Raw genomic sequence first — 26856 nt, 5'->3', positions numbered from 1 at the left:
ATGAGCCGAATTAATTAAAGGAGGAAAAGAGATAATGGAAAATTCATTTGAAAACAAGTCGGTTATTGTAACTGGTTCCAGTAAGGGAATCGGTAAAGGGATCGCCAAAGTCTTTGCAAAAAAGGGGGCTAAAGTAGCCATTATTTCTCGTAATCTAGATGAGGCCGAGATATGCGCTGCCGAAATCAGAGTATCCGGCGGAAACGCACAAGGGTTTAGAGGTGACGTCACGGATCGATCCTCTATGGAAATGATGGCTCATTCAGTATCGAAGTCCTTTGGCGGCATTGATGTGTTATGTGCTAATGCAGGTATTGGCCCTATGGCTACAATTGAAGAAATGGCTGCTGAAGATTGGGATAGTATGATGAATACTAATGTGCGTGGAGCATTATTCTCTATACAGGCTTGTCTGCCATTCTTAAAAGAAGCTGAATATGGGAGGGTGGTGCTAACATCTTCGATTACGGGGCCGGTGACAGGATTTGTAGGATGGTCGCATTACGGTGCTAGTAAGGCTGCCCAACTCGGTTTTATTCGCAGTGCAGCGCTTGAGTTAGCTCCATTTGGTATTACAATCAATGCAATCATGCCCGGAAATACAATGACTGAATTGATTCAAACAACCCCAGAGTACATTGAAATCATGCTTCCAGCAATTCCATTGAAACGGTTTGGAACTGTTGAAGAAATGGGATATGCAGCTGCATTTCTTGCTTCCAAGGAGGCTGGCTTCATCACGGGACAAACGATTATTATCGACGGAGGACAGAGCTTGCCTGAATCTTCTATTGGAGGTTTTTAATTTCAAGTTGATTTATGGCTTTAACATTCCACACCTAGCTGAACGGCAAACGTGGCTTATTGAAGAAGCTTACTTATGCCTTTCCCCATCACGAGTGAATCTATGGCGTGTACCTTTATCGGTACGATTGGTGACATAGAGCGTTTCTCAACATATTTAGAATTCAAAAAGTATCTTGGTGTTGCGGCTGAAAATAAAATCTCGGGCACATCAGTATTTAAGAGCAGGCAGGCATATGAAGGCGTTCGGGATACTCACAGGGTTCTATTTCTAATGACCCTTTTGTTAATATCTCCGAAGATAAGTGAAAATAGTTTTCGTGTTTATTATAAGAGATTAGTTGAACGAGGTATGGCAAAGGTAAAAATAAAGTTGTAGACTGAGGAAATAAAGCGTTTTCTTAGTGCTTGGATTAAATAAAGGCTTCTTTAAAAGCACTACATGCTACCCGCGTATGTTCTTTAATTAATATTTGGCGCGGGAGCTTCCTTTTTATTGAACTCCCATGAAAATTAAAGCATCTAAAAACCCGAAAAAGACAATAACAAAATAGACCTAGCCAAATGATTTTTTTTAAAAGGCAGTGCCTGAGAAGAGTTATGAAATTAAAGTATCAAAGATTTTTCAAGGCTGAACGTAAAAATGAGGCTGGTGTAAAGGTTGTTTTAGTTCATTCAAATGATTAAACTAACGGTTAATAGTAGGTTCAAGTAATCGATGAGACGAAGAGGGGGAACCGAAATGAAGACGATCAAGTGCATGATGGACCACTTGTACTGGGCGGACGGACGCATCTTGGATGCGCTCGAGGAGAGTGAGACGAAGAACAAGGACCTTCTTAAGCTGGTTCGGCACGTCGCGGTCGCGGAACGAGTCTGGCTGTCCCGATTGCAGGGCAAGGGCAGCGCCCAATATTCGTTGTGGGAGGAAGCAGAAGACCTGACGGCGATCCGGACGATGTTCGAAGAAAATGCCGAGCAATATCGCGTCTATATCGAAGGACTTGAGGAATCCGAGTTGGACGAGATGATCGACTATGCGAATCAGAGCGGGGTTCCGTTCCAAACGTCCGTCCGGGACATCCTGTCACAGGTCCTCTTACATGGGCAATATCACCGGGGACAGATCAACCGGGCGCTTCGGATCGAATCGGCAGAGCCTGTCCAAGTCGATTACATCACGTTCGCGAGGCTCTAACAGGGCCTAATAATCACCATTACTCGGAATGGGATTGGCATTGAACGACGGGTACGACAGCTCAACAAATTGCTTTTACCATATAAGAGCAAAATGATAATGTATATTAGCAGACGATGATGTTTTATAAGTGATAAGAACCTACACTGCCTTATTTAGGATCAAAGAGAGCCCATACCCTTATAAATTGGAAAATTCATTTGCTTCCAAATACGGTTATGGGCTTATTTACTTTTCATAAGCACTACACTACATTAGACTGCCGGTACTTGTTTAAGCTAACGGGCAGGATAGTTTAAAGCTTTCGATAAATCGTATGGCCTTACGAAAGACAATAAAAGCGCAGCTCATGATTGGAAAAGACCGTTTAAAAGAGCACCACCAATTCCACTGGCAATTATGCAAATTTATTAGCATTAGCGCTGCGCCACTAGGCGTACTCGTCCCATTGGGCACTGCGGAACTCATGCTGGTTGCTATACAAGAAGCGCGTACCAATTGCGACGAGCCGTTCGCTCTATGTCATTCAGCGGTTACTTTGTATATTTGGTGCAGCAGGTCGTATCCCATGCCGTCAGCCAATATGTGCACCCTGAGAACACATAATCGTCCTTTAAGTATGGCCAGATGAGATTCCTAGCAAACGCAAAGCGAGTTTCAAGCTGTGGCGTTCTTCGTGTATTCGGTCAAATAATACACGGGGAATGGGAAAGTCATTTTTTCAACTATAAACAGTTGCCTGAAAGGGCAGAGAGGATTTCCTGTGTTGTCCGGGTACGCCCGATGCGTGGAAAAATGAAATTTTTTACGTAATCATGCCCGGTTTCGGAAAATCCAGTCATAGCATCAATCGCCAAAATCAGCTGATACCCATGCATAAACGCTTCCCGCGCAGTCGTATCAACGCCCAACTCAGTAGCGATGCCGCATAAGACGATGGTATCAATTCCCCGGCGGCGCAACTGAAGGTCGAGCTCCGTTCCGTAAAAAGCCCCCCATTGCTTCTTCGTGATGATATGGTCTGTCTCGGTGACCCGCATTTCCGGGACGATTTGATCCCATCCTTCAGGCAGATTCAGGGGGGGTCCAGGCGAATCCAACTTAGGACGCGGGATATCCTTCAAATCTTTACTAGATACCCGGACCAGTGCAACCATTGAGCTTTGCTCACGGAAAGTATCTGCCAAGGCTGCGGCGTTAGACACTACCTGCTCAGCAGAATAAGGGGCGTATTGATTTCCTATCCACTTTTGCAAGTCAATAACAACCAACGCTGTTTTTTGTGGATCCCATAATCGTTCCATTCTGTATGTTCTCCTCATCTCTTCGATTTGACCGTATGTTTAATTACGCGAACATATAGTCATTTGACTTCCTGTTTCGTATTTTGTACTATCATTCATGAATAGTCAAGGGGGAGATTTTTCTTATGAGTGTGACAAGGGAAGAGGTTTTAAAATCGGCGATGAAGCTTTTTAAGGAACATGGGTTTCTTTCGACGACGATACAGGATATTGCCGAGGATTGCGGTATTGCCAAAGGATCAGTCTATAAATATTTCCCTTCCAAGGAAGACCTCTTCAGCGAGGTGTTTGATCAATGCCATAACGCCTATTTTGATCAAGTCAATGAACTGAAACGCTTTCCCGAACTCTCGCCAGAAGAGCAGTTTCTGCAGCAGATCATTCTGCGATTCCGTTATTTTATGGAATACAAGCATATTCTGGTCGAATTCACGGAGCTCCCCATCCAACAGGATCCCAAGTTCCAGCCGCTTAGACACAAGGTTAGAGGGCGGCTCATCCGATGGCATAAAGAGTGCTTGATACAGGTTTATGGCGAAGAAATTTATCCGTTCCTGTGGGATTTGGTTTCCATCTATCGTGCGATTCTGAAGGAGTACTTATTTTGGATCGTTTATGAAGAAAAGTCTCTATCGCTTGAGGAAACGGCAAGGTTCATTTTGGATAAGCTCAATGTGCTCGTTAAGCATATGATGGCCTCTAACCTGAAGCCTCTGCTGAAACTGGCTTCGTTCGAGAGGTATTTAAGCTGGGGGCTCGAGGACCGCCAAGGGGAGAGAGAGCAGTTCCTTACCGAGCTGTTCCGGGAGATGGATTCGGCCCTTAATGTTCTTCCATCCGGCGCAAAACATCGTTCAGAGTTGAAAGAGGTTTACCATTTTATCCAGAACGAAACTCGTAAAGCGGAACCGAACTTCCCGTTGCTGCAAGCTTCGCTCTACTTTTTGGAGAGAGAGAAAGAGCTTAAAAGTCAGGTCATCCAGTTAAGGAATATTATTTATTCAGGTAGGGGGAGATAGCTTGTTATGTGAAATCAAATCTAACCCCATCGGGGACAAGAGTGAAGACTCTAGGGGTGGAGAGAACAATACGCGAGAAAGGTACGTCTAATGTTGTTACGGTTAGCGAGCATTCCGCTAACGGGAAACGATATTTGAATTTAGAACAGGGAGCACACTGCCACTGTGAGGTACAAACAGAGACCCAAATGTGATTTTGGTTGACGCAGTGAAGGATGATTAAATTTTGTAATCATACTGAAATAGTGTGGTGGTTTGTGGTATAACATCACCCTACTAAACACCCAATATTCTAAAAATGGTTTTTAGTCTAGCGAATAACCGGCTATTCGTCCATGCCTAAAATAAACAACTCACGTACACTGAACCATATTTATAGGGAGGTGTCGTTGTTGAGTTGTCCAGATAAAAAAAAACGTGCAAAAAGAAAGCTACAATTGTTTGCCATCCAAAAGAAAAGAAAAAAGAAACTGTTGAGTTTTCTGCATAAAAAAAAATCGTGCAAAAAGAAAACCGCAATTGTTTGCCATCCAAAAGGGAAAAAAAAGAAACGACGTCTTCTAGTTATTAAAAAAATAGTGCGGGTACCGTGTCCCCCACCTAAAGGTCAGCAATTACTTCAAGGACTTGCGGGAGCAATTGCAGAAGCAGGACCTCAAGGACTTGCAGGAGCACTTGGCCCCCAAGGATTGGCAGGACTTGCAGGAGCGATAGGAGCACTTGGTCCCGAAGGACTTGCAGGAGCACTTGGCCCCCAAGGACTGGCAGGGATTGCAGGAGCGATAGGCGCACTTGGCCCCGAAGGACTTGCAGGAGCACTTGGCCCACAGGGACTTGCAGGGATTGCAGGAGCACTTGGGGCGCTTGGCCCTCAAGGACTTGCAGGAGCAATTGGTCCCCAAGGACTGGCAGGGATTGCAGGAGCGATAGGCGCACTTGGCCCCGAAGGACTTGCAGGAGCACTTGGCCCACAGGGACTTGCAGGGATTGCAGGAGCAATTGGCGCAGCTGGATTGGCAGGACCAGCAGGACCAGCAGGACCAGCAGGGCCAGCGGGACCAGCAGGAGTAGCAGGAGCAGCAGGAGCAACAGGTCCAGCAGGAGCCACAGGAGCCACAGGAGCAGCAGGAGCAACAGGTCCAGCAGGAGCCACAGGAGCAGCAGGGCCAGCAGGTGGAGTATTAGGCTTTGCAGATTTCTTTGCCTTGATGCCTCCTGATAATGCAGCAACTGTTGCTCCCGACACAGACGTGAGTTTTCCGCAAGATGGTCCAATCAGTGGGACTGCAATTACCCGTATAAATGCGAGTTCTTTTAACTTGGCTACAATTGGCACTTATCAGGTTTTGTTTCAGGTAGGTGTAAACGAACCGGGTCAACTCATTTTAACACTCAACGGCGCTGACCTGGCTTATACGGTGGTCGGGCGTGCAACAGGTACTTCTCAAATAGTAGGAATGGCTCTTGTGCAAACAACGGTCATTAATTCAGTACTCACAGTGCGAAATCCTGCTGGCAATGCCGCGGCACTCACGATCACTCCATTAGCTGGAGGAACAAGACCAGTTTCCGCGCACCTTGTTATTACGCAGGTTGCATAGAGGGAAAGAAATGCAGTATTTTTCGATAATAATGCCAATATCAAATAGAGGCCGCCCTCAATATTTCTGCGGTGCAATAATTTGGTACGGGGACATTGTGCTCCTACGACATAAATGTATTGCTTTGTAGCGATCACCGCCGACAGGCGAACAGGAGCTGATTTTTGCGGAATGAGCAAGGAATCAGGCACATCGTCCGGCCGCCATATGCACCAGACGGAAAGTCAAGAGATAGGGGTGTTTCTCCAGACATCTGTGATGGGGGACATCCCTTCTTTAATAAAACAGCGGTAGTCTAAGACTGCCGCTGTCTTTTTTGTTGTCGCCAGTCTAATACCTATTTTATGGGATTTGTCGGTTTTTAAAATTTAAAAGCCGCTTGGAGCAGCAAAACTTTATTTTATTCTGACACTTTTTTCTTTGACAAAAGTATACTTATCCTATAGGATTAAAAATACAAAACTGACTGACTGATCAATCGGGAGGAGGAAACCCATGCAGCCACGGAAGGCGAAGCAGTCGGAGACCGTCTCGAATGACCAACCTGCTGAGCACGCGGGAGAAGAAACAGACCGCAGAACACAGCTTCTTCACATTGCATTGAAGCGGTTCGCCGAGCAGGGTTACCATCAAACGAAGATTTCAGATATCGTGGTAGAGGCGGGAGTAGCCCAAGGCACGTTTTATTGGCATTTTAAAAGTAAAGAGGCACTGGCGCTTGAGATTATCGCTACCGGTCGTGAACAACTACTGTCAGCGATCGGACAGGGATATCGCCGTGACGCGGGAACGCTGGCTGATATGGTTAAGGCATCGGAGGCGCTGTTTGTTCGGTTATTTGATTTTGCATTGGAGAACCGCTATCTGATGGGTTTGCTGTTGATCGGCAGCGGTGTCGATGAACCGGTGCGCCAGAGTATCCGAGAGACAAGGGTCGCGATGGAACTGGCATTCCGGCGCAATATGGAAAGAGCGATCGAGCTGAACATGTTGCCTGCTGAATTGGATGTCGAATTAAGGGCGGCACTACTCATGAGTATGATCGAAGGTGTCATTACACGCTGGCTATTCGGTTCAGAGGGAACACATGACCACATCACGCAGATAACTGCTAAAAGATTGGCGGCAGAGGCGGCTAATTTTGAGTTTTATGGACTATTAGGTCAAAGCTAGATGTGCAACATCGCATGAATGGGGCGTTGGCAACAAATAATATAGCCAAATCACATAGAAGAACTCAATCATTTACATCCAGACAGGAGAGAACGATACATGAAAACACGTAAAAAAGGGTTCTTGGTAACTACACTTATGGCTCTGGCATTGTTCAGCCTTGTGCTGAGCGCTTGCGGTACTAAGCCAGAAGCTTCTAATACTAGCAATGGAGCGGGTAGCAGTAATGTGGCAGCGAGTAACCAGCTCGAAGCAATCAAGAAGGCTGGTGTAATTAAGGTAGGCATGATGGGCACCTATCCGCCGTACAATTTTTTGAACGACAACAAGGAATTGGACGGATTTGATGTGGATATCGCCAAAGAATTGGCGAAGCGGATTGGAGTGAAACCGGAGTTCACGGCACAAGAATTCTCGGGACTGGTTCCAAGTTTGCAAAAGAAAAAATTCGATGCAGTGATTAGCCAGGTGACGATCACAGAGGATCGTAAGAAGGCCATTGACTTCACTGAGCCTTATATCACAAACAATGTAAACATTATCGTAAACAGCAAAACAAATGATATCACCAAGCTGGAGGACTTCAAAGGCAAAACTATTGGTGTCGGCTTGGGAACGAATGATGAATCTTATCTGCGGAATGAAGTACTGCCGAAGGTAGGCGATTTTGAGATTAAAACGTATGATGATGTCATTACTTCCTTAAAGGATCTAAACTCTGGTCGTATTGACGCAACAATCAACAATCTGTATGCTCTTAAGCCGATTATCGATAAAAACGGGTTCCAAATTAAAGCCGTAGGCGAGCCGATTAAATCGGATCAAGCGGGTGTAGCCATTAACCAGAAAACTCCTGAGCTCAAAGAAGCCTTGAACAAGGCTTTGAAGGAAATGAAGGAAGACGGCACTTACAAAACAATTTTCAAAAAATGGTTTGGCGAGGAGCCAAAAGAATAACGTAAGCCTGTTAGAGGCGTCTGGCTCCAGTCTTGGCTTTTATGCTGACATGGGGCCACTCGTCTGAAAGAAGGGAATATAACGATGCTTGAATTAATGTGGGAGAACGTCCCTTTTTTATTAAAGGGTGCTTATTATACGCTATATATTACGATTGTCTCTATGTTTTTTGGCCTAATCATTGGTTTGGTTGTTGCTGTAGCCCGGTTGAAGGGGGATCGACCCGTTCGATGGCTGGCGCGCATGTATGTATCGATCATTCGGGGGACGCCGGTTTTGGTACAGATTGCGGTCATTTATTATGGACTGGATGATTATGGAATATCATTTGGATCGCTGACGGCTGCTTGTCTGGCACTCAGTATTAACACAGGAGCGTACTTATCGGAGACGTTCCGTGGAGCTATTTTAGCCGTACCCCAGGGACAGACCGAGGCAGCTTATGCGACGGGAATGTCGCCCGGTCAAACGATGTGGCGTATTATTCTTCCTCAGGCGGTACGCATTGCAATTGCACCGATGGGGAATACATTTGTAGGTATGCTTAAAGAAACGTCGCTGGTGTCGGTTATCGGGGTCAGTGAATTGATGCGACAGGCACAGCTTTTACAGGCACAGTATTTACTCTATATGCCGTTTCTGCTCGAAATTGGCCTGATGTACTGGATTATGAGCATTGGATTCTCCGCTATACTGGAGCGGGTGGAAAAGCGTCTGGCTCGAGCTTATTAAGGTGGAGATGATAGATGATGATAACAACAAACGGATTAGGTAAACAATTCGGACAGGTAGAGGTTCTGAAAAGCATTGATTTTCAGGTTGCCGCTCGTGAAATCGTCGTATTACTCGGCCCGAGCGGTTCAGGTAAAAGTACCTTGCTGCGCTGCCTGAACGGTCTGGAAGAGCTGTCTTCCGGCAAGTTTGAGGTGAATGGGATTGAGGTCGATGCTACGGCTCCCGTTCGTGTCCGCCAAGCAGCCATTCGTGATATTCGCAAACAGACGGGGATGGTGTTTCAGCAATTCAATCTGTATCCGCACAAAACCGCAATAGGCAATGTCATTGAAGGACTGCTGACAGTAAAAAAAATGCCGCGCGACAAGGCTATGTCCATCGGACAACGGTTGTTGGAGCGGGTGGGGTTATCGGACAAGCAGGATGTACATCCTTCACGTCTGTCCGGTGGACAACAGCAACGAGTAGCCATTGCACGTGCGCTGGCGATGGACCCGGCGATTATGCTGTTCGACGAGCCGACATCGGCGCTTGATCCCGAGCTGGTAGGGGAAGTGCTGGGTGTTATGCGAGAGTTGGCTCAAGACGGAATGACGATGGTCGTCGTTACTCATGAGATGAAATTTGCTCGCGAGGTGGCAGACAAGGTTATATTTATGGCAGATGGTATCATTTTGGAGGAGGCAGCGCCACAGGCGTTTTTTGACACTCCCCAGCACGAGAGAACACAGAAATTTTTACGCCAAATCAGCGAATTTTAAAGTAAGATCGAGTATAAATCATAGATTATTAAGATGGAAAGAAGGCCTTTGAACATGAAAGTATCTACAACTTGGCACGGCAAACGCGCGTTTACTTCGGAGGGACCATCCGGTTATTCTGTAGGGATGGATGCTACGGCGGCTTATGGCGGTGATGGTAAAGGGATGACACCCATGGAACTGCTGTTGGCAGGTCTGGCAGGATGTATGGGTATCGATATCACAATGATTTTGGATCGTTTCTTGTCGGACATTACTCGCATTGATATTGACGCAGAAGGTACGCGCAAGGAAGAAATGCCGACAGGCTTTACAGCGATTGATCTGACATTCCACGTAGATGGAGATATTCCAGATTACCGCGTATGGAAAGCGATTCAGATGGGTAAGGAAAAATATTGTGCGGTATCCGACTCCTTAAAAGCGGAAATTCGGATGCACCTTATATTGAATGGAACCGAAGTACCCTATCCTGCATAAGTGTAGAAGAGTAATGAAAGAGAGTCAGCCTGTGTTATATACAGGAGGCTCTCTTTTTTATGTTATTTGCAAATATGACACGTAATGAAACTTTTTGTACCGTGTTTTCGTTTAAAATAGAAATCGAAATATAAAAATGGGAAAATAAACCTGTGTATGAAATGTATGCAGGGGGAGGTTATAGTGAAACGAAAGCGCCTTATCATAGTAGCAACTATTTTGGCTACAGTGCTCATCGTTATGGGGGTGGCAACAGGATTACTCTCTTTCAAGCAGAATCAAGTGGCTAATCCCCCGAATACCGTCCGGCCCACAAATGCGATTGCAACCGAGATTAAGGGTGAAACAAAGGAACAGGATGCTGCTCGTCGTTTACTTCATTTTGTGGAGGAGAATGCAGAAAAAGTTTCGATTACGATTCTGAGAGATGGAAAAAAGCTGGCAGGCCAAGAGGAAAACCGGATGATGCCTTTGGCGAGCACCGTCAAAACAATTATTGCGATCGAATATGCCAAGCAAGCGGCGGTGGATCAGATCAACCCGGATGAAAGAGTGAAGCTGATTTCGCTGGAAAGGTTTTATTTGCCGGGTTTGGATGGTGGTGCTCATACGGCGTGGCTACAGAATATGGAGGCCAAAGGGCGGATACAGAATGAAACTGTATCTGTACGTGACGTCGCCAAGGGGATGATTCAATTCAGTTCCAACGCCAATGCGGAGTATTTAATGGACAAACTGGGGTTGGAAGCGATCAATCGGACGAGAGCTAACTTAGGTTTGCAAAATCATGATCCCATTTATCCGTTTGTATCTTCTATTCTGATTCCCTACGAACGGATGAAGGAGAGCCACGGTGAGAATTGGAATAATGCAAAGAATAATATTTCTGCCAAAGAAGCCATCCAGGCGATGTCGGACACGGAGTTTCGCCGATATGCCCGCGTGATTCATAATAAGCTGCGCCGTGATGTGAGTGGTTCTTACAAGAAAAATGCAGATATTAAGACCTGGTATGATCAGGATTATGACCGTATCAATACGGATCGTTTTATAGCTTCAACGACAGCCGATTATGCCTCTTTAATGAGTAAGCTGAACCGCCGTCAAGGGTTCACAAAAGCTGAGCAAAAGTTATTGTCCGAGGTCATGGAGGAACCATTTATGGTTCTTCCTGAAAACCAGCAATTCCTGAAACATACTGGGCAAAAAGGAGGCTCCACGGCTTACGTTTTGACACTGGCAATGTATGCGACAGATAAGGAAGGGCATTCGACAGAGCTAGCTGTCTTTTTTAACGATTTGGACCCTAGCACAAATGCCAGCTTTCCTGAAATGATAAATGTTTTTAAAAAGAGGTTACTACATGATGAATCGTTTAGAAAAGAAGTTAATCGGCGTATCGGTGTACAGGTAGCGCTGCTAAACGCTAGGGTATAGTGCAGCGCTTAGCTGCGCTGCGCAACTTCTTATCCTAATCCTATCCGCTGCCTTTCTGTTTGCGTTCCCGCAGCAATAGATACAGAAAATATGGCGCGCCAATGACGGCTGTCACGATGCCAGCGGGAATTTCTAGCGGCGGCCTCAGCCCCCGTCCCAACGCATCGGCGAGGACGAGAATCAGCGCGCCGATCATCGCCGAGCCGGGCAATAGATAGCGGTGGCGATTGCCAAATAATCGCCGTGCCAGATGCGGTGCCAGCAATCCGATAAATCCGATGGAGCCGATGGCAGCGACACAGGAGGCAGCCAAGGCGACTGACACGGCTAGCAGTCCTGTACGCACGCGTTTCACGCTAAGTCCCAGCCCAGCAGAGCTTTCCTCATCTAGGCTCATAATGTCCAGCTTGCGCTGTAGGGTATAGGCGAGAGGCAGCAACACGATTAACCACGGCAGTAGCCCATACACTTCGTCCCAGCCTTTGCCCCACAGACTTCCAGCTAGCCAAGTGAGCGTGTCGCTGGCTTCGAGTGGATACTTGACCAGAATATAATCGGTCGCAGCCTGAAAAATAGCGCCCACCGCCAGTCCGGTCAAGGCTAGCATATTGGGACGCATGCCTCCCTTCATCGAAAGCTGTACGAGCAACAGTGCAGCTAGTCCCGCTCCGACAAAGGCGGCTACAGGCAGCAGCGCCACTGGGGATGAGGGCAGCAGCACGATGACGAGAACCGCCGCAAAGCCGGCCCCTTTGGATACACCTACCACATCTGGCGAGGCTAGCGGGTTGCGGATCATGCCTTGCAGCAGAACACCGGCTACTGCCAGCCCAGCTCCGGCCATGATGGCCAGCAGACCGCGTGGCAGCCGATAGTGATGCACGATGAACCAGGAAGAGGCATTCCGGTCAGTCAGAGCCTTGATCAGCTCAGAGGGCGTAATGTAGGTGCTGCCCACGCCTATAGCTATAAAAGCTAAACCCAGCATGAGCGCGAGTAAAATCCACAGTTTTTTCATCGTGAAGCCCTCCCGTTCTTATGCGCCAGATATAAAAAGAAGGGCGCACCTACCAGCGCGGTTACAATGCCAACGGGCGATTCATAAGGAAATGCAATGAATCGTCCAAGCACATCTGCATATGTCAGCAGCAGAGCTCCGCAGATTGCAGACAGGGGAATGACCCGTTTGTAATTGTCGCCTGTAAACATCTTGATGATATTCGGTACCATTAGGCCCACAAAGCCGATGGACCCGGCTACCGCTATGGCAGAGCCTGCCAGCAAAATCACTGAGGCCGAGGCCAGTAGACGGACAAGACGTACGTTTTGTCCCAATCCCTGTGCGACCTCCGTCCCGAGGCTCAGCACAGATAGCGAGGGGGCCAGCGCCAGCGCGAGGATCATACCCACGGCGAACCATGGCAGCACCAGACGCGTGTCGGCCCAAGTGGAACCATCGATGGCTCCGGCGAGCCAATACAGCACATCGGATATTTGCTCGTTGAACACGAGCAGTCCCTGGGTGATGGAGGCCAGCAACAGATGCACGGCCATCCCGGCAAGGGCCAGCTTAACCGGCGTCATACCCGCCGTTCCGGCCAGCGCATATACGAAGGAGCCGCCTGCGATGGCCCCTGCAAAAGCAAAATAAATGCTGCCGGACGATCCGATATTCGGCAGCAGCACGACGGACAGCACGACAGCCAGCGAAGCGCCTGAGCTGACCCCGAATACCTGCGGCGAGGCCAGCGGGTTGCGTGTGATGGCCTGCATCAGGGCTCCAGCCACGGCGAGCCCAGCCCCGACGATTAGGCCAATAACGGCACGCGGTAGGCGTACCGTCAAGACAATGAGCTGATCCTTGGACGGATGCTCGGTGAACAGCGCAGTCAGCATGGTGGGGATGTCCATCCTGACTGGGCCAATCGCCACGCTGAGCAGCAATCCAGCCAGCAACGCAGCGATAAGTGCAAAGAAGACCGGCTTATTCAGCCGGTCGCGTGAGACTTGTCCGATCAACGGGAGCCGTCTCCTTTACTTTGCGCAGGATACAGAAGCGAAATGGCTTGCTCCAGTATTTTCTCGGCTGAGCCGAGTCCACGGTACCGGGTCCACAGTGCCCGGTTCACTTCGTAAACTTCCCCTTTTTTGACGGCCGTAATGTTTTGCCAAAGCGGATTTTGCTTCCATTCCGCAATCAGCTTCTCATCGGCTTCTACCAAAAAGATCACATCAGGATCCGCTTGTGCAATCTGTTCCAGCGTCAGCTTGACGGTAGGCTCGCTTGTATTTTGAAGGGCATTGTGAATACCCGCTTGCTCCAGCAATTGTCCATCAAAGGATGAAGCACCGTGAGCCGATAGTGAATCAGAGCGGAATACCCCTAGCAATACGCTACGTGACTCGCCAGCTTTGATGCCTTCTTTCAACTTTTCCATGGTAGCTTTATGCGCAGCGAGAATTTGCTCGCCTTTTTCCTTCTCACCCAACGCATCGGCGATGACACCGAAGGATGCCAGGTTTTGTTCATAGGAGGAATTGCGGCTCTTTAGAACAATGGTCGGAGCAATCTCGCTTAGTTCTTTGTATATGCTTTTATGACGATTCAGATCGGCAATAATCAAATCCGGCTTCAGGGAGCTGATCGTTTCCAGGTTTGGCTGTTTGCGCGTGCCTACTGGTGTGAAGTTGATTTTCTTACCGAGCAGCCCATCAATATCATCGTCATTTTCCTGAGCTATGCCGACAGGAGTAACGCCCAGTTGGGTTGTGGCATCGACAAAAGAGAATTCCAGGGTTACGATTCTTTTGGGTGTGCCTGTAACTTTGGTTTCTCCCATCTCATGTTTAATCATTCGAGTGTCGCCTGTTGCTTGAGGTGCTGCTGTGCTGTTATCTTGTGACTGGCTTCCACATCCCGCCATAATGACCGTCAGTAGTGCCAGGATCGCTGCAAGCAGCATGCCTGTGCGCAGTGGTTGTTTCGGTGTTGCCATATGTTATCCCCCGTTCCAGTATGCTATCAGAGAAACTGATAATCATTATCAATTAACTAACTGTTGATCATTCTAGCAATCGGGAAGGAGGACGTAAATAATGTGGTCATTTAAACCGTTTTGATCGATTAAGTGAATTAAATTCATTAAAATTATGAATAGGAGGAGAGGGAAGTACCAGGACATCAGAGTTGGGTGGTTTATGCATCTCCCCGCTGTCGGCGATAGATACGCTCCGGTCTGCCGACGGTTCCGTACACCTGATCGTGGTGCGCGTCGCCACTTTCCACTAAATACTCCAGATACCTTCTGGCTGTAGAACGGCTCATACCCAGCTCAATTCCCACTGTCCCTGTAGTCACCTCACCCCGTCGATTCAGGAGATCTAGCACTTTGTCGCAAGTTACTTTATCGATGCCTTTGGCCCATAGTTCTCCGTTCCCCGTCATCCGACCGGTGCCCGCGCTTTGTATCAAACTGTCAATTTCCGATTGCTCCACTGTGGATTGTTCCTTTTGCCATGTTGTAACTTGTCGCCGAAATCGGGCATATTCCTCCAAGGTCGCACGCAATCTCTCGAATATAAGCGGCTTTACGATAAAATCAAACACGCCTGCTCGAACGGCTTGTACCACTGTTTCAGCTTCTTTGGCGGCAGTCAGCATAATAACATCTGTACCCGGATAGTGTTGCTTGATGAACGATAGCAGGGTTAGACCATCTGTATCAGGAAAATAAACATCCAGCACGACTAGAGGAGGACGGAGCACGTCCAGTTGAAGTTTTGCCTCAAATTCGTTCGTCGCGATTGCACATACAGTGAACCCGTCTACCTTTTCAATAAATCGGCGGTTAATCTCCGCAATTCGCGGATCGTCTTCAATAATAAGAACCTCAATGTGCGATAAAACCCGCTCATTCATGGGCATAACCTCCGTTTGCATCATTACTCATATCTGTCCTATGTAAAGGAATGTATACCTCGAAAATACTTCCACCACCAGGCCGCTCATGCACTTCAATAGAGCCGCCCATTCGTTCAGTGTACTCCAGCACGAGAGCAAGGCCATATCCATGTCCTGCTTCTGCTTTGGTCGAAGCTCCCCTGACAAACAGCTTTTCTTGGATATCGTCCGAAATTCCCGATCCGTTATCCGCAACTTCGACGATGATGGCTTCAGTTGTTTCTTCAAGCCGGAACCAGACCTGTCCGTCAGGGATGGCGGACATCGCAACAGCTTCCATGGCATTGTCCAGCAGGTTTCCGGCTATGGAAGCAAGAAAGGACCACTCCAACGTAGGAGACTGGGTTGAGAATGCTCCTTTAATATCAGAATAGAGTAATACCTCTTTTTCCAGCGCCTGTTTCTTCTTCCCGATCAGTAGGCTGGCGATGATTGAATCGGGCAGGAGAGCAGTGGCAATCGGTCTGTGTACACGATATCCCTCTGATTCCTGGGTGATAAAGTCCACCGCTTCGTCATAACACTGCAACTGAATCAGGCCGGATATGAGATACAGCCGATTGGCGTATTCGTGTGTTTGTGATCGCAGTACTTCCGCGTAATCTTTGACCTCTGTCAACTGTTGTGTCATGTGGAGCAGTTCGGTCTTGTCACGCAGACTGGCAACCGTGCCTATGATGCGACCGGACCGATCCTGGATCGGTACACGGCTGACGACTACAATTCGCTGCTGGACCTCAATTTCCTCATTCCATACGAGCTGTCCCTGCTCTGGCCCCATCGTTGCATGCTCCACTGTATAATCGGCAACAAGCATATCAACCAGTACATCCGGGACACCCGTCAAGTGACGAAGGTCGCATCCGTATATAGAGGTTTCCGGGGGGAGTCCGATCAAACGAGCCGCTTGTGGATTGGCAAGTGTGATTTGTCCATGACTATTAACCGCGATAATCCCTTCGCCGATGGACTCAATAATGGCTTGCTTTTCCTGGTACAGCCGTCCGATCTCCACTGGCTCCAGTCCATGCAGTGCGCGTCGAACCCGTTGTGCTATAACCAGGCTTCCCAATATGCCGATCATCAGCGCGCCCACCATAAACCAGAGCCACGCATATGTGTATGTACGAATATTTTGCTGCACATCTGTCATTAAAAAACCTACAGAGACGAGCCCGATGGCCTTACCTTGCTGATCATAAACGGCAGTTTTGGCGCGTAGTGAGGGTCCAAGAGAGCCTGTTGATTCAGTGATAAAGGACTGCCCTTGCAGTACCTTATCATTCATGGGGTCTATCATAGGCGTGCCGATGCGTTCCGGGTTTACATGCCACTGCCGGATGAGATGACGATCAGCAATAGTAATAAAATCAGCGCCGCTGCTGGCTTGGACGGGCTTTATGGCCTCGTTGATACGCGAACGCAATTGCGTCGTCTCGGTCTGCTCCAGAGCGTCTCTGACCTGCGCATCTACGGCGAGGGTATTGGCGACGGTTAGTGCCCTTTTTCCGATTTCATCATATAGAGCGGAGGTGATCATATATCGAAAGGATAATCCCAACAGCCCGGTAACTACCAGTACTAAAAGGGATATAAATACCATTAGTTTTGTCTGAAAACGCACATGCCTTCACCGCCGTTAAATAAAATATAGGAGGAACGGATCAGCCGATCTTCTCCCCCATACGATCCATTTTACTGTATTACAGAAATGCCCGCACTTTTATTCTGTCGAAAGAATGGTCTATAATAGAAATAGTTACATAATACGAGGAGGAACATAATATGATTATTATTCATGCCGATATGAAAGTTTTACCTGAAAAAAGAGAGACTTTTCTGCAACAAACCCAAGGGCTGATCAGCGCATCCCAAGCTGAAGAGGGCAATGTACGTTACACGTTAATGCAGGATCTGAATGATCCCAACGCATTTACGATGGTTGAAGAGTGGAAAGATGCTGCTGCTGTAGATTTCCATAATAATTCTGCCCATTTCCAGGCATTTGTTGCCGCGGCTAAAGAATTGTTGGCTGCTCCGCTTCAAGTGAATGCTTTTCAGGATGCAACTAAACTGTAATCATCCCGTTGGATAATTCATAATCAGGAACAGGAGGAATAGACATGGGGAACATTGCGGATACAACTGTACTGAATAACGGAGTTCAGATGCCTTGGCTTGGTTTCGGTACTTACAAGGCGGAAGGCAATGAGGTCTACGAAGCGGTCAAAACAGCTATTGAGGTCGGTTACCGTCACATTGATACAGCGGCGATCTACGGCAACGAGGAACTGGTTGGACAAGCCATTCGTGATAGTGGAGCGGCTAGAGAAAACCTGTTTGTAACCACCAAGCTATGGAATCAGGATCAAGGCTACGATTCAACACTGCGTGCCTTTGAGGAAAGCCGTAAGCGGCTGGGTCTGGATATCATTGATCTGTATCTCATTCATTGGCCTGGCAAGGATAAGTACAAGGAAACCTGGAAGGCATTCGAACGACTGTATGAAGAAGGAAGCGTACGCGCTATCGGAGTTAGTAACTTCCAAGTTCACCATCTCGAAGACCTCCTCAAAGACAGCAACATGGTTCCTGTCATCAACCAAGTGGAGCTTCACCCTCGTCTGACTCAACAAGAGTTGCATCAATACTGCCGGGAGCACCAGATTCAGCTTGAATCGTGGAGTCCGCTGATGAAGGGGAAATTAACCGAGCAAGCGGACATCGTTGAGATTGCTGCCAAATACGGTAAAACCTCTTCGCAGGTTATTTTGCGTTGGCATCTGGATCGGGGGATTGTGACGATTCCCAAATCTGTAACCGCGCATCGTATTCGCGAAAATGCTGATTTATTCGATTTTGAATTGACGACTGAGGATATTGAACGAATCAATGGTCTTCATCTTGATGAGCGTGTAGGCACGCATCCCGATAAGCTGTTGTTCTAATATTAATATTTAAATGTACAAGGAACCTCCTATTCTACGTTTATCGTGGATTGGGAGGTTCCTTTTTTAGGTTCAGGATTGGCTTTGTCTGCTTACTGGTTTAGCTTACGATACAACAAGAGAGAATAGAGTATGGGAGAGATGACGGATATGGTCAGCACGGATAGAAAAATGACCGTTCCCGCCACTCCATCGACCCATGCCGCCACCAAACCCGAAGCACCACCGAGCATCATCATAGGTCCACCGAAACGGTGCGTTTTACGCCATACCTCCGGGTTGGACAGAGTCCACGGCGTGCGGATACCGAAAGTATAGTTCGGCTGCACCTGAGTCATATAATTACCCATCACCAGCAGCAGCAGGCCTATTACCCCCAAAATTATAGTATTCATTTGCAGTCGTATGTTCAGGTTATACAGCAGCATCCCCCATCCAGCTACAGCGAGAACCAAAGAAATACCTGCACGCGTAACTTCATAGGCTTTTGAAAATTTCTCATAATTAGCTCTGTTGGGGTCCATGTAGCGTGCCAAACGAATGACCAGCGGTACTAGACCCAACAGCACGAGCATGATAATAGAACCACTTTTGCTCATATACCCGTCTGCTGTATTGTCAAAGCCAAAATGCGAGGCTAGAACATTGGGAAGTCGGTCGTACAGCAGTATAGCGCCTATAGCGGGTGATAAGGCAATCAAAGTCGTCAAAACATCCGTAAAGCCCCAAGGTGTTCGCAATTTCATTCAGATCCCTCCGTATCCTTGATATGATTCACATTTTTCTGGGCAGGGGTATCGGAGTGGGCGATGCTGAACATCCAACCGATGACATCCGCCACAACCGTTGTATGCAGGGTGTAGATAATGTTTTGCCCCTGTCGTTCATCCAGCACCAGCCCAGCCTGCTTCAGGATATTGAGATGGTGGGAGATGCTGGGCTTACTAATTTGAAAATGTTCAGCCACTTCACCTGCGCTCATACTTTTCTCCTTTAAAAGCTGTAAGATTGTACGCCGGGTCGGATCAGCCAAAGCTTTGAAGGCATCGTTCAAAATACATTTCCTCCTTTAGATATTTAGATAATATTCTAAATATCTAACACCATAGTAAAGTAGAGCTATTCTACATGTCAATGGAACAAGGCATCATTTTAGAAAAAAGATGTAGATCAGACTAATTAGGTTTGTAAAAGGCAGCGAAGTTGGCTATAATTAATTTATACTAAAAATAAGAATCTTAATTTAAAGAAAAAATGAGGAGGAAATATAAATGAAACACGTATTTCGTAAAGGAAATCATCCGCAAGCCCCGGTTATTTTGCTGTTGCATGGTACAGGCGGGAACGAACAAGACCTGATACCTTTGGCTGAGATGGTAGCACCGGGAGCTTCTGTGTTAGGCGTGAGAGGAAACGTGCTGGAAAATGGGATGCCGCGTTTCTTTCGCCGTTTGGCAGAAGGAGTGTTCGACATCGAGGATCTCGTATTTCGCACCAAAGAACTGAGCGAATTTGTGGACACAGCAGCAGAGCAATACGATTTTGACCGTAATAACGTGGTGGCTCTTGGTTATTCCAATGGTGCAAACATAGCCGCCAGCATGCTCTTTCACGATGCAAAAGCGTTACGTGGAGCTATTTTGCACCATGCAATGGTGCCGTTGCGTGGCCTGGATTTGCCTGCTTTGAATGGTATCCCTGTATTTTTGTCTTCCGGTGAGAATGATCCGATTGTTCCGATTTCAGAATCTCAGGAGCTGCAAGCATTATTGGATGGGGCCGGAGCGCAGGTGGAAGCATATTGGGAACGCAATGGTCATCAATTGACTCGGACTGAAGCCGAAGCCGCAGGAAAGTGGTTTGGGGAGCATTTTAATGCATAAAATGACCCGATAGCGATCAAGCTACGGATTAGCGCTCTACTGAGCGACCCCATTATTAGGAGGCGACAAACGAATGGCAAAACCAGATAATCGAGCCGATAATGTTGAACATTTGCAACAAAGTATTCAGAACACACAGCAGAACCTGCATGAAGCTGAAGGATATCTAAACGAATTTTCCTCTGAAATCAGCAACGAGGAGCGTAAGCAGATCGAAGAAAAAAATAATCGTCGTAAAGAAAGTATTAGATCATTTCGGGAAGAAGTGAAGGACGAAGCAGCCCATTCCCAAGAGTAGTTAAAAAAGCGAGGCCCAACTTCGAGTTTCAATTCGAGGGGGGCCTCTTTTTTATGCAAAAATCATCATAGCCTCATTCAATTCATTTTCCCCCTATAATGCAAAGGAGACGCTAATCTGCGTTGAAAATAAATATTTTATAAATAATGTTGTTGTAAACTAATTTGTGTTGATGTTAAATAATAAAAGAAAGCGCAATCATTTACGAATTAGGATTTCATCATGCGAAGGGGGAAGGATATGCTGCTGCGAAGAAAAAGCATGGCTTTGATGCTTATGGCGGTGGTTTTGATGGCTGGACTGCTGCAAGGCTGTTCTTTCAAGACCGATGAAAAGGATGGGCCGGGAACAGAACTTGTATTATGGACGTTCAATGAACTGCATGAGAAGTTTTTTCTGCAAATGGCTGACCAATGGAACCAACAGCACCCTGATGAATTGATTAATTTGAAAGCGAATACATTTCCTTATGACAACCATCACAGTAAGCTGTCGATTGCGCTGCAATCGGGGGTGGGAGCGCCGGATATCGCGGATATCGAGGTGAACAAGATCGGTAATTTCCTCAAAGGCATACCGCAGCTGGTCCCGCTCAATCCGGTGATTGACCCCGAGATCAATAACATTGTGCCTTCCAGAGTACAGATTTACGGCAAAGACGGTAAATATTACGGCATTGACTTCCACGTTGGGGCCGAAGTGATGTATTACAATAAAGAGGTTATGGATCAGGCGGGGGTAAACCCGGATTCCATCGTCACCTGGGCAGACTATGCTGCTGCTGGCAAGCAAGTACTGGCGAAAACAGGCAAGCCCATGGCGACCTTAGAAACGAATGATCTATGGAGCTATTGGCCGATGATCTCCCAGCAAAATTCAGATTTTCTGGATGACAAGGGAGAGTTGACGTTGGATAACGAAACCAATATTAAAACACTCGAGTTTCTTCAACAGATGGTAAAAGACAAAATCGCTATTCCCGCACCGGGCGGCGGGCATCACATGGAGGAATACTACGGATTTATGAACAAAGGTGGGGCCGCTTCGGTATGGATGCCGATGTGGTACATGGGGCGTTTTACGGATTACATGCCTGACCTGAAAGGTAAAATCATCATCAGACCTATGCCGGCGTGGGAAAAAGGCGGTTATCGCTCAGCGGGTATGGGTGGAACCGGAACGGTAGTCACGAACCAATCGCAGCACCAGGATCTGGCGATGCGCTTTCTGGCCTTTGCCAAGCTATCCAAGCAAGGGAATGTGGAGATCTGGAAGCAGCTAGGTTTTGATCCCATCCGTAGTGAAGTGTGGACATTGCCGGAAGCCAAAGCCAAGAATAAATTTACGGATTATTTCGGAACGAATATTTTTGACACGCTCATCGAAGTCAAAGATGAAATCAATGCGGTGCATATTGGACCGAAAACGCCTGATATCGCCAGTGCTGTGCGCAATAAAATACTTTATCGGACACTACAGAATGGCGAAGATCCAGCCACGGTGCTACATGAGCTGGCAGATGAACTGAGATAGACCCCAACAGGAAAGGGAGTGAGATTCATGGCAACGCCCGTTCATACGAACGCTAATGTACCGACAGGTCAGCCGCCACAGCCTCAGCGTCCGACCAGGAGCCGATGGAGTCGCTTTATTCATTCCAGCCGTACGGCACCGTATGTGTTTGTCCTTCCATTTTTACTGTCCTTTGCGCTATTTTTTGCCTATCCGGTCATCTCGACAGTCATTATGAGCTTTCAGGAAGTTCTGCCAGGGATAACAACTTATGTTGGACTGGAGAATTATAAGGACTTAATCAATCCTACGTTTGGAAAGGCGATATTGAATAGCGTCCTGTACACGCTGCTTACCCTGGTCGTGCTGATTCCTTTGCCGCTGGTATTGGCGGTATTGCTGAATTCGCCTAAAATGCCGGGCAGAGGGTTGTTTCGCTCCGTGATGTTTATACCTGCACTAACCTCGGTGGTGGTAGCAGGAACGATCTTCCGCCTCATGTTCGGGGAATTGGATGGTTCTCTGATGAACTCCCTGTTGGGGGTATTCGGTCTGGAGCCTTACAAATGGCTAATGAACGCGAACACCGGCTTTTTAGCGTTGATCGTGCTGGCCTTGTGGAGATGGTTGGGCGTGAACATGCTCTATTACATGTCGGGACTCCAGAACATTCCTCCCGAGTTGTATGAAGCTGCGCAGATTGATGGAGCCAGTCGTTTCGATTCATTTTGGCGGATAACGATTCCTATGCTGAAACCAGTGACGATCTACGTATTTACGATTAGCATTTATGCGGGGTTGTCCATGTTCACGGAGAGCTACATGTTGTGGAACGGAAATAACTCCCCGAACGATATTGGTTTAACGATTGTTGGCTATCTCTATCGCCAAGGTCTGGAGCAGAACAGTATGGGCTTTGGAGCTGCGGTGGGCATTGTATTGCTCGTATTTACACTCGTGCTGAACCTGATCCAGCTCAAATTTTTCGGCATGTTCCGGAAGGAGGATTAAGCGATGGCTCAGAAACAAAAAGGCTCGTTATCCGTATTGCTCGTTGTCCTGTTCATTCTGTTTGCCGGGTTTGCCCTGTTTCCGCTATTTGCCGTGACGCTTGCCTCGTTCAAGCCATCGACGGAGCTGCTGCGCTACGGCTTGAATCTTAAGCTGGAGTGGGGCATCATGTCCTTGAAAAACTATGCGTTCATTTTTCAGGGGACGACGGATTATTTTCAATGGTACTGGAACAGTATTGTCATTACCGTCTTGTTTACGGTGTTATGTCTGATATTGTCCGCGATGGTGGGCTACGGTCTGGAGATGTACCGTTTTAGATTGAAAAATGTGATTTTCACACTGGTACTGGTCGTGATGATGATCCCGGTAGAAATTATCATGCTGCCGCTCTACAAGCTAATGATTGGCATGAAGCTAATTAATACAGTATGGGGCGTAATTCTACCCTTCGTCGTCGCGCCGATCCCGATCTTTTTCTTCCGTCAATATTTGAGTGGTGTTCCCAAGGACTTTATGGATGCTGCGCGGGTCGACGGCTGTTCAGAATATGGAATTTTCGTGCGGATTATGATGCCTCTGATGGCGCCTGCATTTGCGGCAATGGCTATTTTGCAGGCGATGAACAGTTGGAATAACTTCCTGTGGCCGATGATTGTATTACGTACCAACGACATGCTGACACTGCCAATTGGACTGTCCAGTCTGCTGACGCCGTATGGCAACAATTATGATGTGCTGATCGCGGGATCCGTTTTGGCTATTTTACCGATTCTCGTCGTGTTCCTGTTCTTCCAGCGTTACTTTATTGAAGGGATGACGGCAGGCGGAGTAAAAGGATAATCGGATAGGTATTAAATAGAGCAATGGAATACAAGAAATGTGCAACGTCAGAAAAGGCTGAGCGGGCATTGTCCCGGTCTGCCTTTTTTAGATTCGATTGATTTTCATTCTCATTTTCATGACTATCATCTGCACAAGCTATGGGTAAACGTGGTATGATATTTGAAAGATTTCAAATACAGCACTTTGCATAATTCGATTCCTGACGCTCAAAAGTACAATATATAGACGAACTAAACCGTTTCGATCTGTATATTGCTGATTTGAAATCGCTCTTGGGATTTATGCAAAATGCTCAAATACAGAAATATTCAGGCGGAGCGTGGAGAACCTATGGAACCAACAGAAACCCAGAAAACTGACCCGACCATGGCGTCAACCGTTGCCATGGAGGATATTGTACGGGCGCATCATATGCTGCGTGAGGTGATTGTACGTACACCTTTACAGAGGGATGCCGTCCTATCGGCCAAATATAACTGTAATGTGTATCTGAAAAGAGAGGATCTCCAAGTCGTGCGGTCTTTTAAAATCCGTGGAGCTTACAACATGATCCGCAGCTTGACCCCTGAGCAAATGGAAAAAGGAATCGTGTGTGCGAGTGCGGGGAATCATGCGCAAGGTGTGGCTTTTTCATGTAATGCACTTGGTATCCACGGTAAAATATTTATGCCGAGTACAACGCCCAATCAGAAGGTGAAGCAGGTTCGTCGCTTTGGCGGTAACAGTGTAGAGGTCATTCTGACCGGAGACACGTTTGACGATGCCTATGACGAGGCCATGAAGGTGTGCAGCGAGCAGGCAATGACCTTCATCCATCCGTTCGATCAGCCGAAAATTATTGCGGGCAATGGTACGATTGCGATGGAAGTGATGGAGAGCCTAGATACACCTATGGACTATGTGTTCGTAACGATTGGCGGCGGCGGTTTGGCGGCAGGCGTAGGTACGTATGTTAAAACCGTGAGTCCGTCCACCAAGGTAATTGGCGTGGAACCCCTCGGCGCGGCGTCGATGACGGAAGCGATGCGTTTGCACAAGGTGGTTACACTGGATCAAATAGACAAGTTTGTTGACGGAGCTGCAGTGAAGCGTGTGGGTCAGCTGACATACGATATTTGTAAACATACCTTGGACGATATTGTGAAGGTACCGGAAGGCAAAGCATGTACCGCGATCCTGGAGCTGTATAATGAAAATGCGATTGTTGTGGAGCCTGCGGGTTCACTGCCTGTTGCAGCACTTGATTTGTATCGCGAGCAGATTCAAGGCAAAACGGTTGTCTGTATCGTCAGCGGTGGTAACAACGATATAGATCGTATGCAGGAGATTAAGGAACGGTCCCTAATTTACGAAGGACTGAAGCATTATTTTATGGTGAATTTCCCGCAAAGAGCTGGGGCACTGCGTGAGTTTCTACAGGATGTGCTTGGACCAGACGACGATATTACTAGGTTTGAATATACGAAAAAGAATGATAAGGAAAATGGACCAGCTCTGGTCGGCATTGAGCTGTTCCACAAGGAAGACTATCTTCCTTTAATTGAACGAATGAACCGCAAGGGGCTTAAATATACGGAACTGAACAAAAACGAAAATCTATTTAATATGTTAATTTGAAAAGGAGCCTACGGGCTCCTTTTTTGTATCAGGATTTTGCAAACTCCTCGTATCTATAGTGTTATGCGTAGTTTATGAATTTCTTTTTATTTGAAATAAAGCGTTTACAAAATTGAATGTGATAGGTTAATATATGGGTAACTTCATAAGTAAAAACACTAATGTAATAGGCGTGTCACCTGAATTTTATTATAAGATACTCATTCGGAGGTGCGAAAGAATGTTGAAAGCATGGAAAAAATCAGTACAGAGTAAATTGACCCGAACGGCGTTTGCTGCCGTAACCTCGGCTGCTTTAATGCTGTCAGTGATGCCATCTGCATCCGCAGAGCATTGGGCGTTAACTGGCGATGTGGCAGTGCATGATCCGTCCATTACGAAGGAAGGCAACGCATGGTATATTTTCTCCACAGGGCAGGGGATACAGGTTCAAAGATCGGACGACGGACGCAATTTTTACAGATTGCCGCAAATATTCCTGTCGCCGCCATCATGGTGGAAATCGTATGTACCTAAGCAAAAGACTAACGATGTATGGGCACCGGATGCTCAAAAGTACAATGGACGGGTATGGCTGTACTATTCCATTTCTACTTTTGGTGCCCGGACCTCGGCTATCGGACTAGCTTCCGCAACGAGCATTGGCGCGGGGAGTTGGAGAGATGATGGACTAGTGCTGCGTACGACGGATGCTAACGATTATAATGCCATTGACCCGAATCTCGTCATTGACGCTTCCGGTAACCCGTGGCTTTCCTTTGGTTCATGGAATTCAGGCTTGAAAGTGACTCGATTGGACAAGAATACGATGAAGCCTACGGGCCAGATCTATTCTATCGCCAAGCGTACGGCTGGTGGTTTGGAAGCGCCACATGTTACATACCGTGACGGCTATTATTATCTGTTTGCTTCCATTGATAACTGCTGCAAAGGCGTAGACAGTAATTATAAGATTATTTACGGTCGCTCTACTAGTATTACCGGACCGTATGTGGACAAGAGCGGCAAAAGCCTGATGGATGGCGGTGGAACGATACTGGATGCAGGGAATGACCGTTGGAAGGGACCGGGTGGACAATCTGTCTATAACAACAGTGTGATTGCACGTCATGCCTATGATGCCACTGATGGTGGAAATCCAAAGCTTCTGATTAGTGATTTGAAATGGGATTCGGCAGGCTGGCCTACGTACTAAAGAGAGGCCCGTTTGGAGTCATTTGTGCAGTAAAATCATATAGATATATTCAAAAACTGTTCCTCCTAAGGGGGAACAGTTTTTGGCTTGCAATGTCATAGAAACATGCTATTATG

General features: G+C 47.2%; 28 protein-coding genes. 20 read left to right on the top strand and 8 right to left on the bottom strand.

Annotated features, from left to right (window positions below; translation table 11 throughout):
* Nucleotides 1–34: 34 nt before the first annotated feature.
* From fabG to ACQW03_RS07130, 3 genes are all read left to right on the top strand, one after another.
* On the top strand, nucleotides 35–805 hold the full coding sequence (gene fabG, locus ACQW03_RS07140; protein WP_441948973.1) for a 3-oxoacyl-ACP reductase FabG: 771 nt from the start codon (nucleotides 35–37) through the stop codon (nucleotides 803–805).
* Nucleotides 806–880: 75 nt separating this feature from the next.
* Entirely contained in the window at nucleotides 881–1183 is a 303-nt protein-coding gene (locus ACQW03_RS07135) for a transposase (protein ID WP_441948971.1), read from the top strand.
* Between the two features lie 363 nt (nucleotides 1184–1546).
* Nucleotides 1547–2002 carry a DinB family protein gene (locus tag ACQW03_RS07130; RefSeq protein ID WP_076293329.1) on the top strand — a complete coding sequence of 152 codons (456 nt, stop codon included), beginning with the start codon at nucleotides 1547–1549 and terminating at the stop codon, nucleotides 2000–2002.
* Between the two features lie 725 nt (nucleotides 2003–2727).
* Here ACQW03_RS07130 and ACQW03_RS07125 read toward each other — a convergent pair.
* On the bottom strand, nucleotides 2728–3306 hold the full coding sequence (locus tag ACQW03_RS07125) for a hydrolase (RefSeq protein ID WP_029515795.1): 579 nt from the start codon (nucleotides 3304–3306) through the stop codon (nucleotides 2728–2730).
* A gap of 125 nt (nucleotides 3307–3431) precedes the next feature.
* Here ACQW03_RS07125 and ACQW03_RS07120 point away from each other — a divergent pair, with 125 nt between their 5' ends.
* From ACQW03_RS07120 to ACQW03_RS07085, 8 genes are all read left to right on the top strand, one after another.
* Nucleotides 3432–4325, top strand: a complete 894-nt coding sequence (locus ACQW03_RS07120; protein WP_441948968.1) for a TetR/AcrR family transcriptional regulator — start codon at nucleotides 3432–3434, stop codon at nucleotides 4323–4325.
* 392 nt (nucleotides 4326–4717) lie between these two features.
* Nucleotides 4718–5926 (top strand): collagen-like protein, encoded by a 1209-nt coding sequence (locus tag ACQW03_RS07115; RefSeq protein ID WP_441948966.1) that lies wholly within the window; start codon nucleotides 4718–4720, stop codon nucleotides 5924–5926.
* 495 nt (nucleotides 5927–6421) lie between these two features.
* The gene (locus ACQW03_RS07110) at nucleotides 6422–7099 is read left to right on the top strand and encodes a TetR/AcrR family transcriptional regulator (protein WP_076293330.1); all 678 of its coding nucleotides are present in this window, start codon (nucleotides 6422–6424) and stop codon (nucleotides 7097–7099) included.
* Between the two features lie 99 nt (nucleotides 7100–7198).
* Complete coding sequence (locus ACQW03_RS07105) at nucleotides 7199–8056, top strand: substrate-binding periplasmic protein (RefSeq protein WP_025723274.1); 858 nt, start codon at nucleotides 7199–7201, stop codon at nucleotides 8054–8056.
* Between the two features lie 84 nt (nucleotides 8057–8140).
* Nucleotides 8141–8788, top strand: coding sequence for an amino acid ABC transporter permease (locus tag ACQW03_RS07100; RefSeq protein WP_441948963.1), 648 nt, complete (start codon nucleotides 8141–8143; stop codon nucleotides 8786–8788).
* Between the two features lie 14 nt (nucleotides 8789–8802).
* Complete coding sequence (locus ACQW03_RS07095; protein ID WP_441948961.1) at nucleotides 8803–9552, top strand: amino acid ABC transporter ATP-binding protein; 750 nt, start codon at nucleotides 8803–8805, stop codon at nucleotides 9550–9552.
* Between the two features lie 54 nt (nucleotides 9553–9606).
* Nucleotides 9607–10032 (top strand): OsmC family protein, encoded by a 426-nt coding sequence (locus ACQW03_RS07090; protein WP_023987060.1) that lies wholly within the window; start codon nucleotides 9607–9609, stop codon nucleotides 10030–10032.
* A gap of 183 nt (nucleotides 10033–10215) precedes the next feature.
* Nucleotides 10216–11469 carry a serine hydrolase gene (locus ACQW03_RS07085; protein WP_441948959.1) on the top strand — a complete coding sequence of 418 codons (1254 nt, stop codon included), beginning with the start codon at nucleotides 10216–10218 and terminating at the stop codon, nucleotides 11467–11469.
* Between the two features lie 40 nt (nucleotides 11470–11509).
* Here ACQW03_RS07085 and ACQW03_RS07080 read toward each other — a convergent pair whose 3' ends face one another.
* The 5 genes from ACQW03_RS07080 to ACQW03_RS07060 form a co-directional block, all read right to left on the bottom strand.
* Entirely contained in the window at nucleotides 11510–12487 is a 978-nt protein-coding gene (locus ACQW03_RS07080; protein WP_441948957.1) for a FecCD family ABC transporter permease, read from the bottom strand.
* Nucleotides 12484–13488, bottom strand: a complete 1005-nt coding sequence (locus ACQW03_RS07075; protein WP_441948955.1) for a FecCD family ABC transporter permease — start codon at nucleotides 13486–13488, stop codon at nucleotides 12484–12486. Before ACQW03_RS07075 ends, ACQW03_RS07080 begins: the two co-directional genes overlap by 4 nt.
* Nucleotides 13485–14465: an ABC transporter substrate-binding protein gene (locus ACQW03_RS07070; RefSeq protein ID WP_071559283.1), complete on the bottom strand. Its 981-nt coding sequence runs from the start codon at nucleotides 14463–14465 to the stop codon at nucleotides 13485–13487. Before ACQW03_RS07070 ends, ACQW03_RS07075 begins: the two co-directional genes overlap by 4 nt.
* A 200-nt stretch (nucleotides 14466–14665) precedes the next feature.
* A complete protein-coding gene (locus tag ACQW03_RS07065; protein ID WP_441948952.1) occupies nucleotides 14666–15388 on the bottom strand; it encodes a response regulator in 723 nt (240 codons plus the stop codon).
* Complete coding sequence (locus tag ACQW03_RS07060) at nucleotides 15381–17054, bottom strand: ATP-binding protein (protein ID WP_441948950.1); 1674 nt, start codon at nucleotides 17052–17054, stop codon at nucleotides 15381–15383. The genes ACQW03_RS07065 and ACQW03_RS07060 overlap by 8 nt, the downstream gene beginning before the upstream one ends.
* Before the next feature lie 161 nt (nucleotides 17055–17215).
* On the opposite strand from ACQW03_RS07060, the gene ACQW03_RS07055 reads away from it, so the two are divergent.
* Entirely contained in the window at nucleotides 17216–17509 is a 294-nt protein-coding gene (locus tag ACQW03_RS07055; RefSeq protein ID WP_013308817.1) for a putative quinol monooxygenase, read from the top strand.
* 44 nt (nucleotides 17510–17553) lie between these two features.
* A complete protein-coding gene (locus ACQW03_RS07050) occupies nucleotides 17554–18378 on the top strand; it encodes an aldo/keto reductase (RefSeq protein ID WP_025721170.1) in 825 nt (274 codons plus the stop codon).
* Nucleotides 18379–18470: 92 nt separating this feature from the next.
* On the opposite strand, the gene ACQW03_RS07045 is transcribed toward ACQW03_RS07050, so the two are convergent.
* Together ACQW03_RS07045 and ACQW03_RS07040 are read right to left on the bottom strand one after the other, a co-directional pair.
* Nucleotides 18471–19124, bottom strand: a complete 654-nt coding sequence (locus ACQW03_RS07045) for an SdpI family protein (protein ID WP_441948947.1) — start codon at nucleotides 19122–19124, stop codon at nucleotides 18471–18473.
* A complete protein-coding gene (locus ACQW03_RS07040; protein ID WP_013308820.1) occupies nucleotides 19121–19432 on the bottom strand; it encodes an autorepressor SdpR family transcription factor in 312 nt (103 codons plus the stop codon). Before ACQW03_RS07040 ends, ACQW03_RS07045 begins: the two co-directional genes overlap by 4 nt.
* 217 nt (nucleotides 19433–19649) lie before the next feature.
* Between ACQW03_RS07040 and ACQW03_RS07035 the strand changes: the two genes are divergently transcribed.
* From ACQW03_RS07035 to ACQW03_RS07005, 7 genes are all read left to right on the top strand, one after another.
* Complete coding sequence (locus ACQW03_RS07035; protein WP_220030767.1) at nucleotides 19650–20261, top strand: alpha/beta hydrolase; 612 nt, start codon at nucleotides 19650–19652, stop codon at nucleotides 20259–20261.
* Between the two features lie 73 nt (nucleotides 20262–20334).
* Complete coding sequence (gene tlp, locus ACQW03_RS07030) at nucleotides 20335–20559, top strand: small acid-soluble spore protein Tlp (RefSeq protein ID WP_013308822.1); 225 nt, start codon at nucleotides 20335–20337, stop codon at nucleotides 20557–20559.
* A 240-nt stretch (nucleotides 20560–20799) separates the two neighbouring features.
* Entirely contained in the window at nucleotides 20800–22092 is a 1293-nt protein-coding gene (locus ACQW03_RS07025; protein ID WP_071639580.1) for an ABC transporter substrate-binding protein, read from the top strand.
* A gap of 27 nt (nucleotides 22093–22119) precedes the next feature.
* Nucleotides 22120–23082 carry a carbohydrate ABC transporter permease gene (locus ACQW03_RS07020; protein ID WP_023987071.1) on the top strand — a complete coding sequence of 321 codons (963 nt, stop codon included), beginning with the start codon at nucleotides 22120–22122 and terminating at the stop codon, nucleotides 23080–23082.
* A 3-nt stretch (nucleotides 23083–23085) separates the two neighbouring features.
* The gene (locus tag ACQW03_RS07015; RefSeq protein ID WP_071639581.1) at nucleotides 23086–23925 is read left to right on the top strand and encodes a carbohydrate ABC transporter permease; all 840 of its coding nucleotides are present in this window, start codon (nucleotides 23086–23088) and stop codon (nucleotides 23923–23925) included.
* 333 nt (nucleotides 23926–24258) lie between these two features.
* Complete coding sequence (gene ilvA / locus ACQW03_RS07010) at nucleotides 24259–25545, top strand: threonine ammonia-lyase IlvA (RefSeq protein WP_071644201.1); 1287 nt, start codon at nucleotides 24259–24261, stop codon at nucleotides 25543–25545.
* A 220-nt stretch (nucleotides 25546–25765) separates the two neighbouring features.
* A complete protein-coding gene (locus ACQW03_RS07005) occupies nucleotides 25766–26740 on the top strand; it encodes a glycoside hydrolase family 43 protein (RefSeq protein ID WP_023987074.1) in 975 nt (324 codons plus the stop codon).
* Nucleotides 26741–26856 lie beyond the last annotated feature (116 nt).

The organism is Paenibacillus sp. DRB1-1 (assembly GCF_052119485.1).
Classification (GTDB): domain Bacteria; phylum Bacillota; class Bacilli; order Paenibacillales; family Paenibacillaceae; genus Paenibacillus; species Paenibacillus polymyxa_B.
Note: the sequence above shows the minus strand (reverse complement) of the source record. Positions and strands in the feature narration are given on the sequence as shown.

Bases quoted from the DNA above. Each gene is read 5' to 3' on its own strand.
- ACQW03_RS07135 (WP_441948971.1), top strand. From the start codon at position 881: ATGCCTTTCCCCATCACGAGTGAATCTATGGCGTGTACCTTTATCGGT.
- ilvA (WP_071644201.1), top strand. From the start codon at position 24,259: ATGGAACCAACAGAAACCCAGAAAACTGACCCGACCATGGCGTCAACC.
- ACQW03_RS07110 (WP_076293330.1), top strand. From the start codon at position 6,422: ATGCAGCCACGGAAGGCGAAGCAGTCGGAGACCGTCTCGAATGACCAA.
- ACQW03_RS07080 (WP_441948957.1), bottom strand. From the start codon at position 12,487: ATGAAAAAACTGTGGATTTTACTCGCGCTCATGCTGGGTTTAGCTTTT.
- ACQW03_RS07055 (WP_013308817.1), top strand. From the start codon at position 17,216: ATGATTATTATTCATGCCGATATGAAAGTTTTACCTGAAAAAAGAGAG.
- ACQW03_RS07095 (WP_441948961.1), top strand. From the start codon at position 8,803: ATGATGATAACAACAAACGGATTAGGTAAACAATTCGGACAGGTAGAG.
- ACQW03_RS07090 (WP_023987060.1), top strand. From the start codon at position 9,607: ATGAAAGTATCTACAACTTGGCACGGCAAACGCGCGTTTACTTCGGAG.
- ACQW03_RS07035 (WP_220030767.1), top strand. From the start codon at position 19,650: ATGAAACACGTATTTCGTAAAGGAAATCATCCGCAAGCCCCGGTTATT.
- ACQW03_RS07025 (WP_071639580.1), top strand. From the start codon at position 20,800: ATGCTGCTGCGAAGAAAAAGCATGGCTTTGATGCTTATGGCGGTGGTT.
- ACQW03_RS07065 (WP_441948952.1), bottom strand. From the start codon at position 15,388: ATGAATGAGCGGGTTTTATCGCACATTGAGGTTCTTATTATTGAAGAC.
- ACQW03_RS07020 (WP_023987071.1), top strand. From the start codon at position 22,120: ATGGCAACGCCCGTTCATACGAACGCTAATGTACCGACAGGTCAGCCG.
- ACQW03_RS07015 (WP_071639581.1), top strand. From the start codon at position 23,086: ATGGCTCAGAAACAAAAAGGCTCGTTATCCGTATTGCTCGTTGTCCTG.
- ACQW03_RS07050 (WP_025721170.1), top strand. From the start codon at position 17,554: ATGGGGAACATTGCGGATACAACTGTACTGAATAACGGAGTTCAGATG.
- ACQW03_RS07120 (WP_441948968.1), top strand. From the start codon at position 3,432: ATGAGTGTGACAAGGGAAGAGGTTTTAAAATCGGCGATGAAGCTTTTT.
- ACQW03_RS07130 (WP_076293329.1), top strand. From the start codon at position 1,547: ATGAAGACGATCAAGTGCATGATGGACCACTTGTACTGGGCGGACGGA.
- ACQW03_RS07070 (WP_071559283.1), bottom strand. From the start codon at position 14,465: ATGGCAACACCGAAACAACCACTGCGCACAGGCATGCTGCTTGCAGCG.
- tlp (WP_013308822.1), top strand. From the start codon at position 20,335: ATGGCAAAACCAGATAATCGAGCCGATAATGTTGAACATTTGCAACAA.
- ACQW03_RS07100 (WP_441948963.1), top strand. From the start codon at position 8,141: ATGCTTGAATTAATGTGGGAGAACGTCCCTTTTTTATTAAAGGGTGCT.
- ACQW03_RS07005 (WP_023987074.1), top strand. From the start codon at position 25,766: ATGTTGAAAGCATGGAAAAAATCAGTACAGAGTAAATTGACCCGAACG.
- ACQW03_RS07045 (WP_441948947.1), bottom strand. From the start codon at position 19,124: ATGAAATTGCGAACACCTTGGGGCTTTACGGATGTTTTGACGACTTTG.
- fabG (WP_441948973.1), top strand. From the start codon at position 35: ATGGAAAATTCATTTGAAAACAAGTCGGTTATTGTAACTGGTTCCAGT.
- ACQW03_RS07125 (WP_029515795.1), bottom strand. From the start codon at position 3,306: ATGGAACGATTATGGGATCCACAAAAAACAGCGTTGGTTGTTATTGAC.
- ACQW03_RS07105 (WP_025723274.1), top strand. From the start codon at position 7,199: ATGAAAACACGTAAAAAAGGGTTCTTGGTAACTACACTTATGGCTCTG.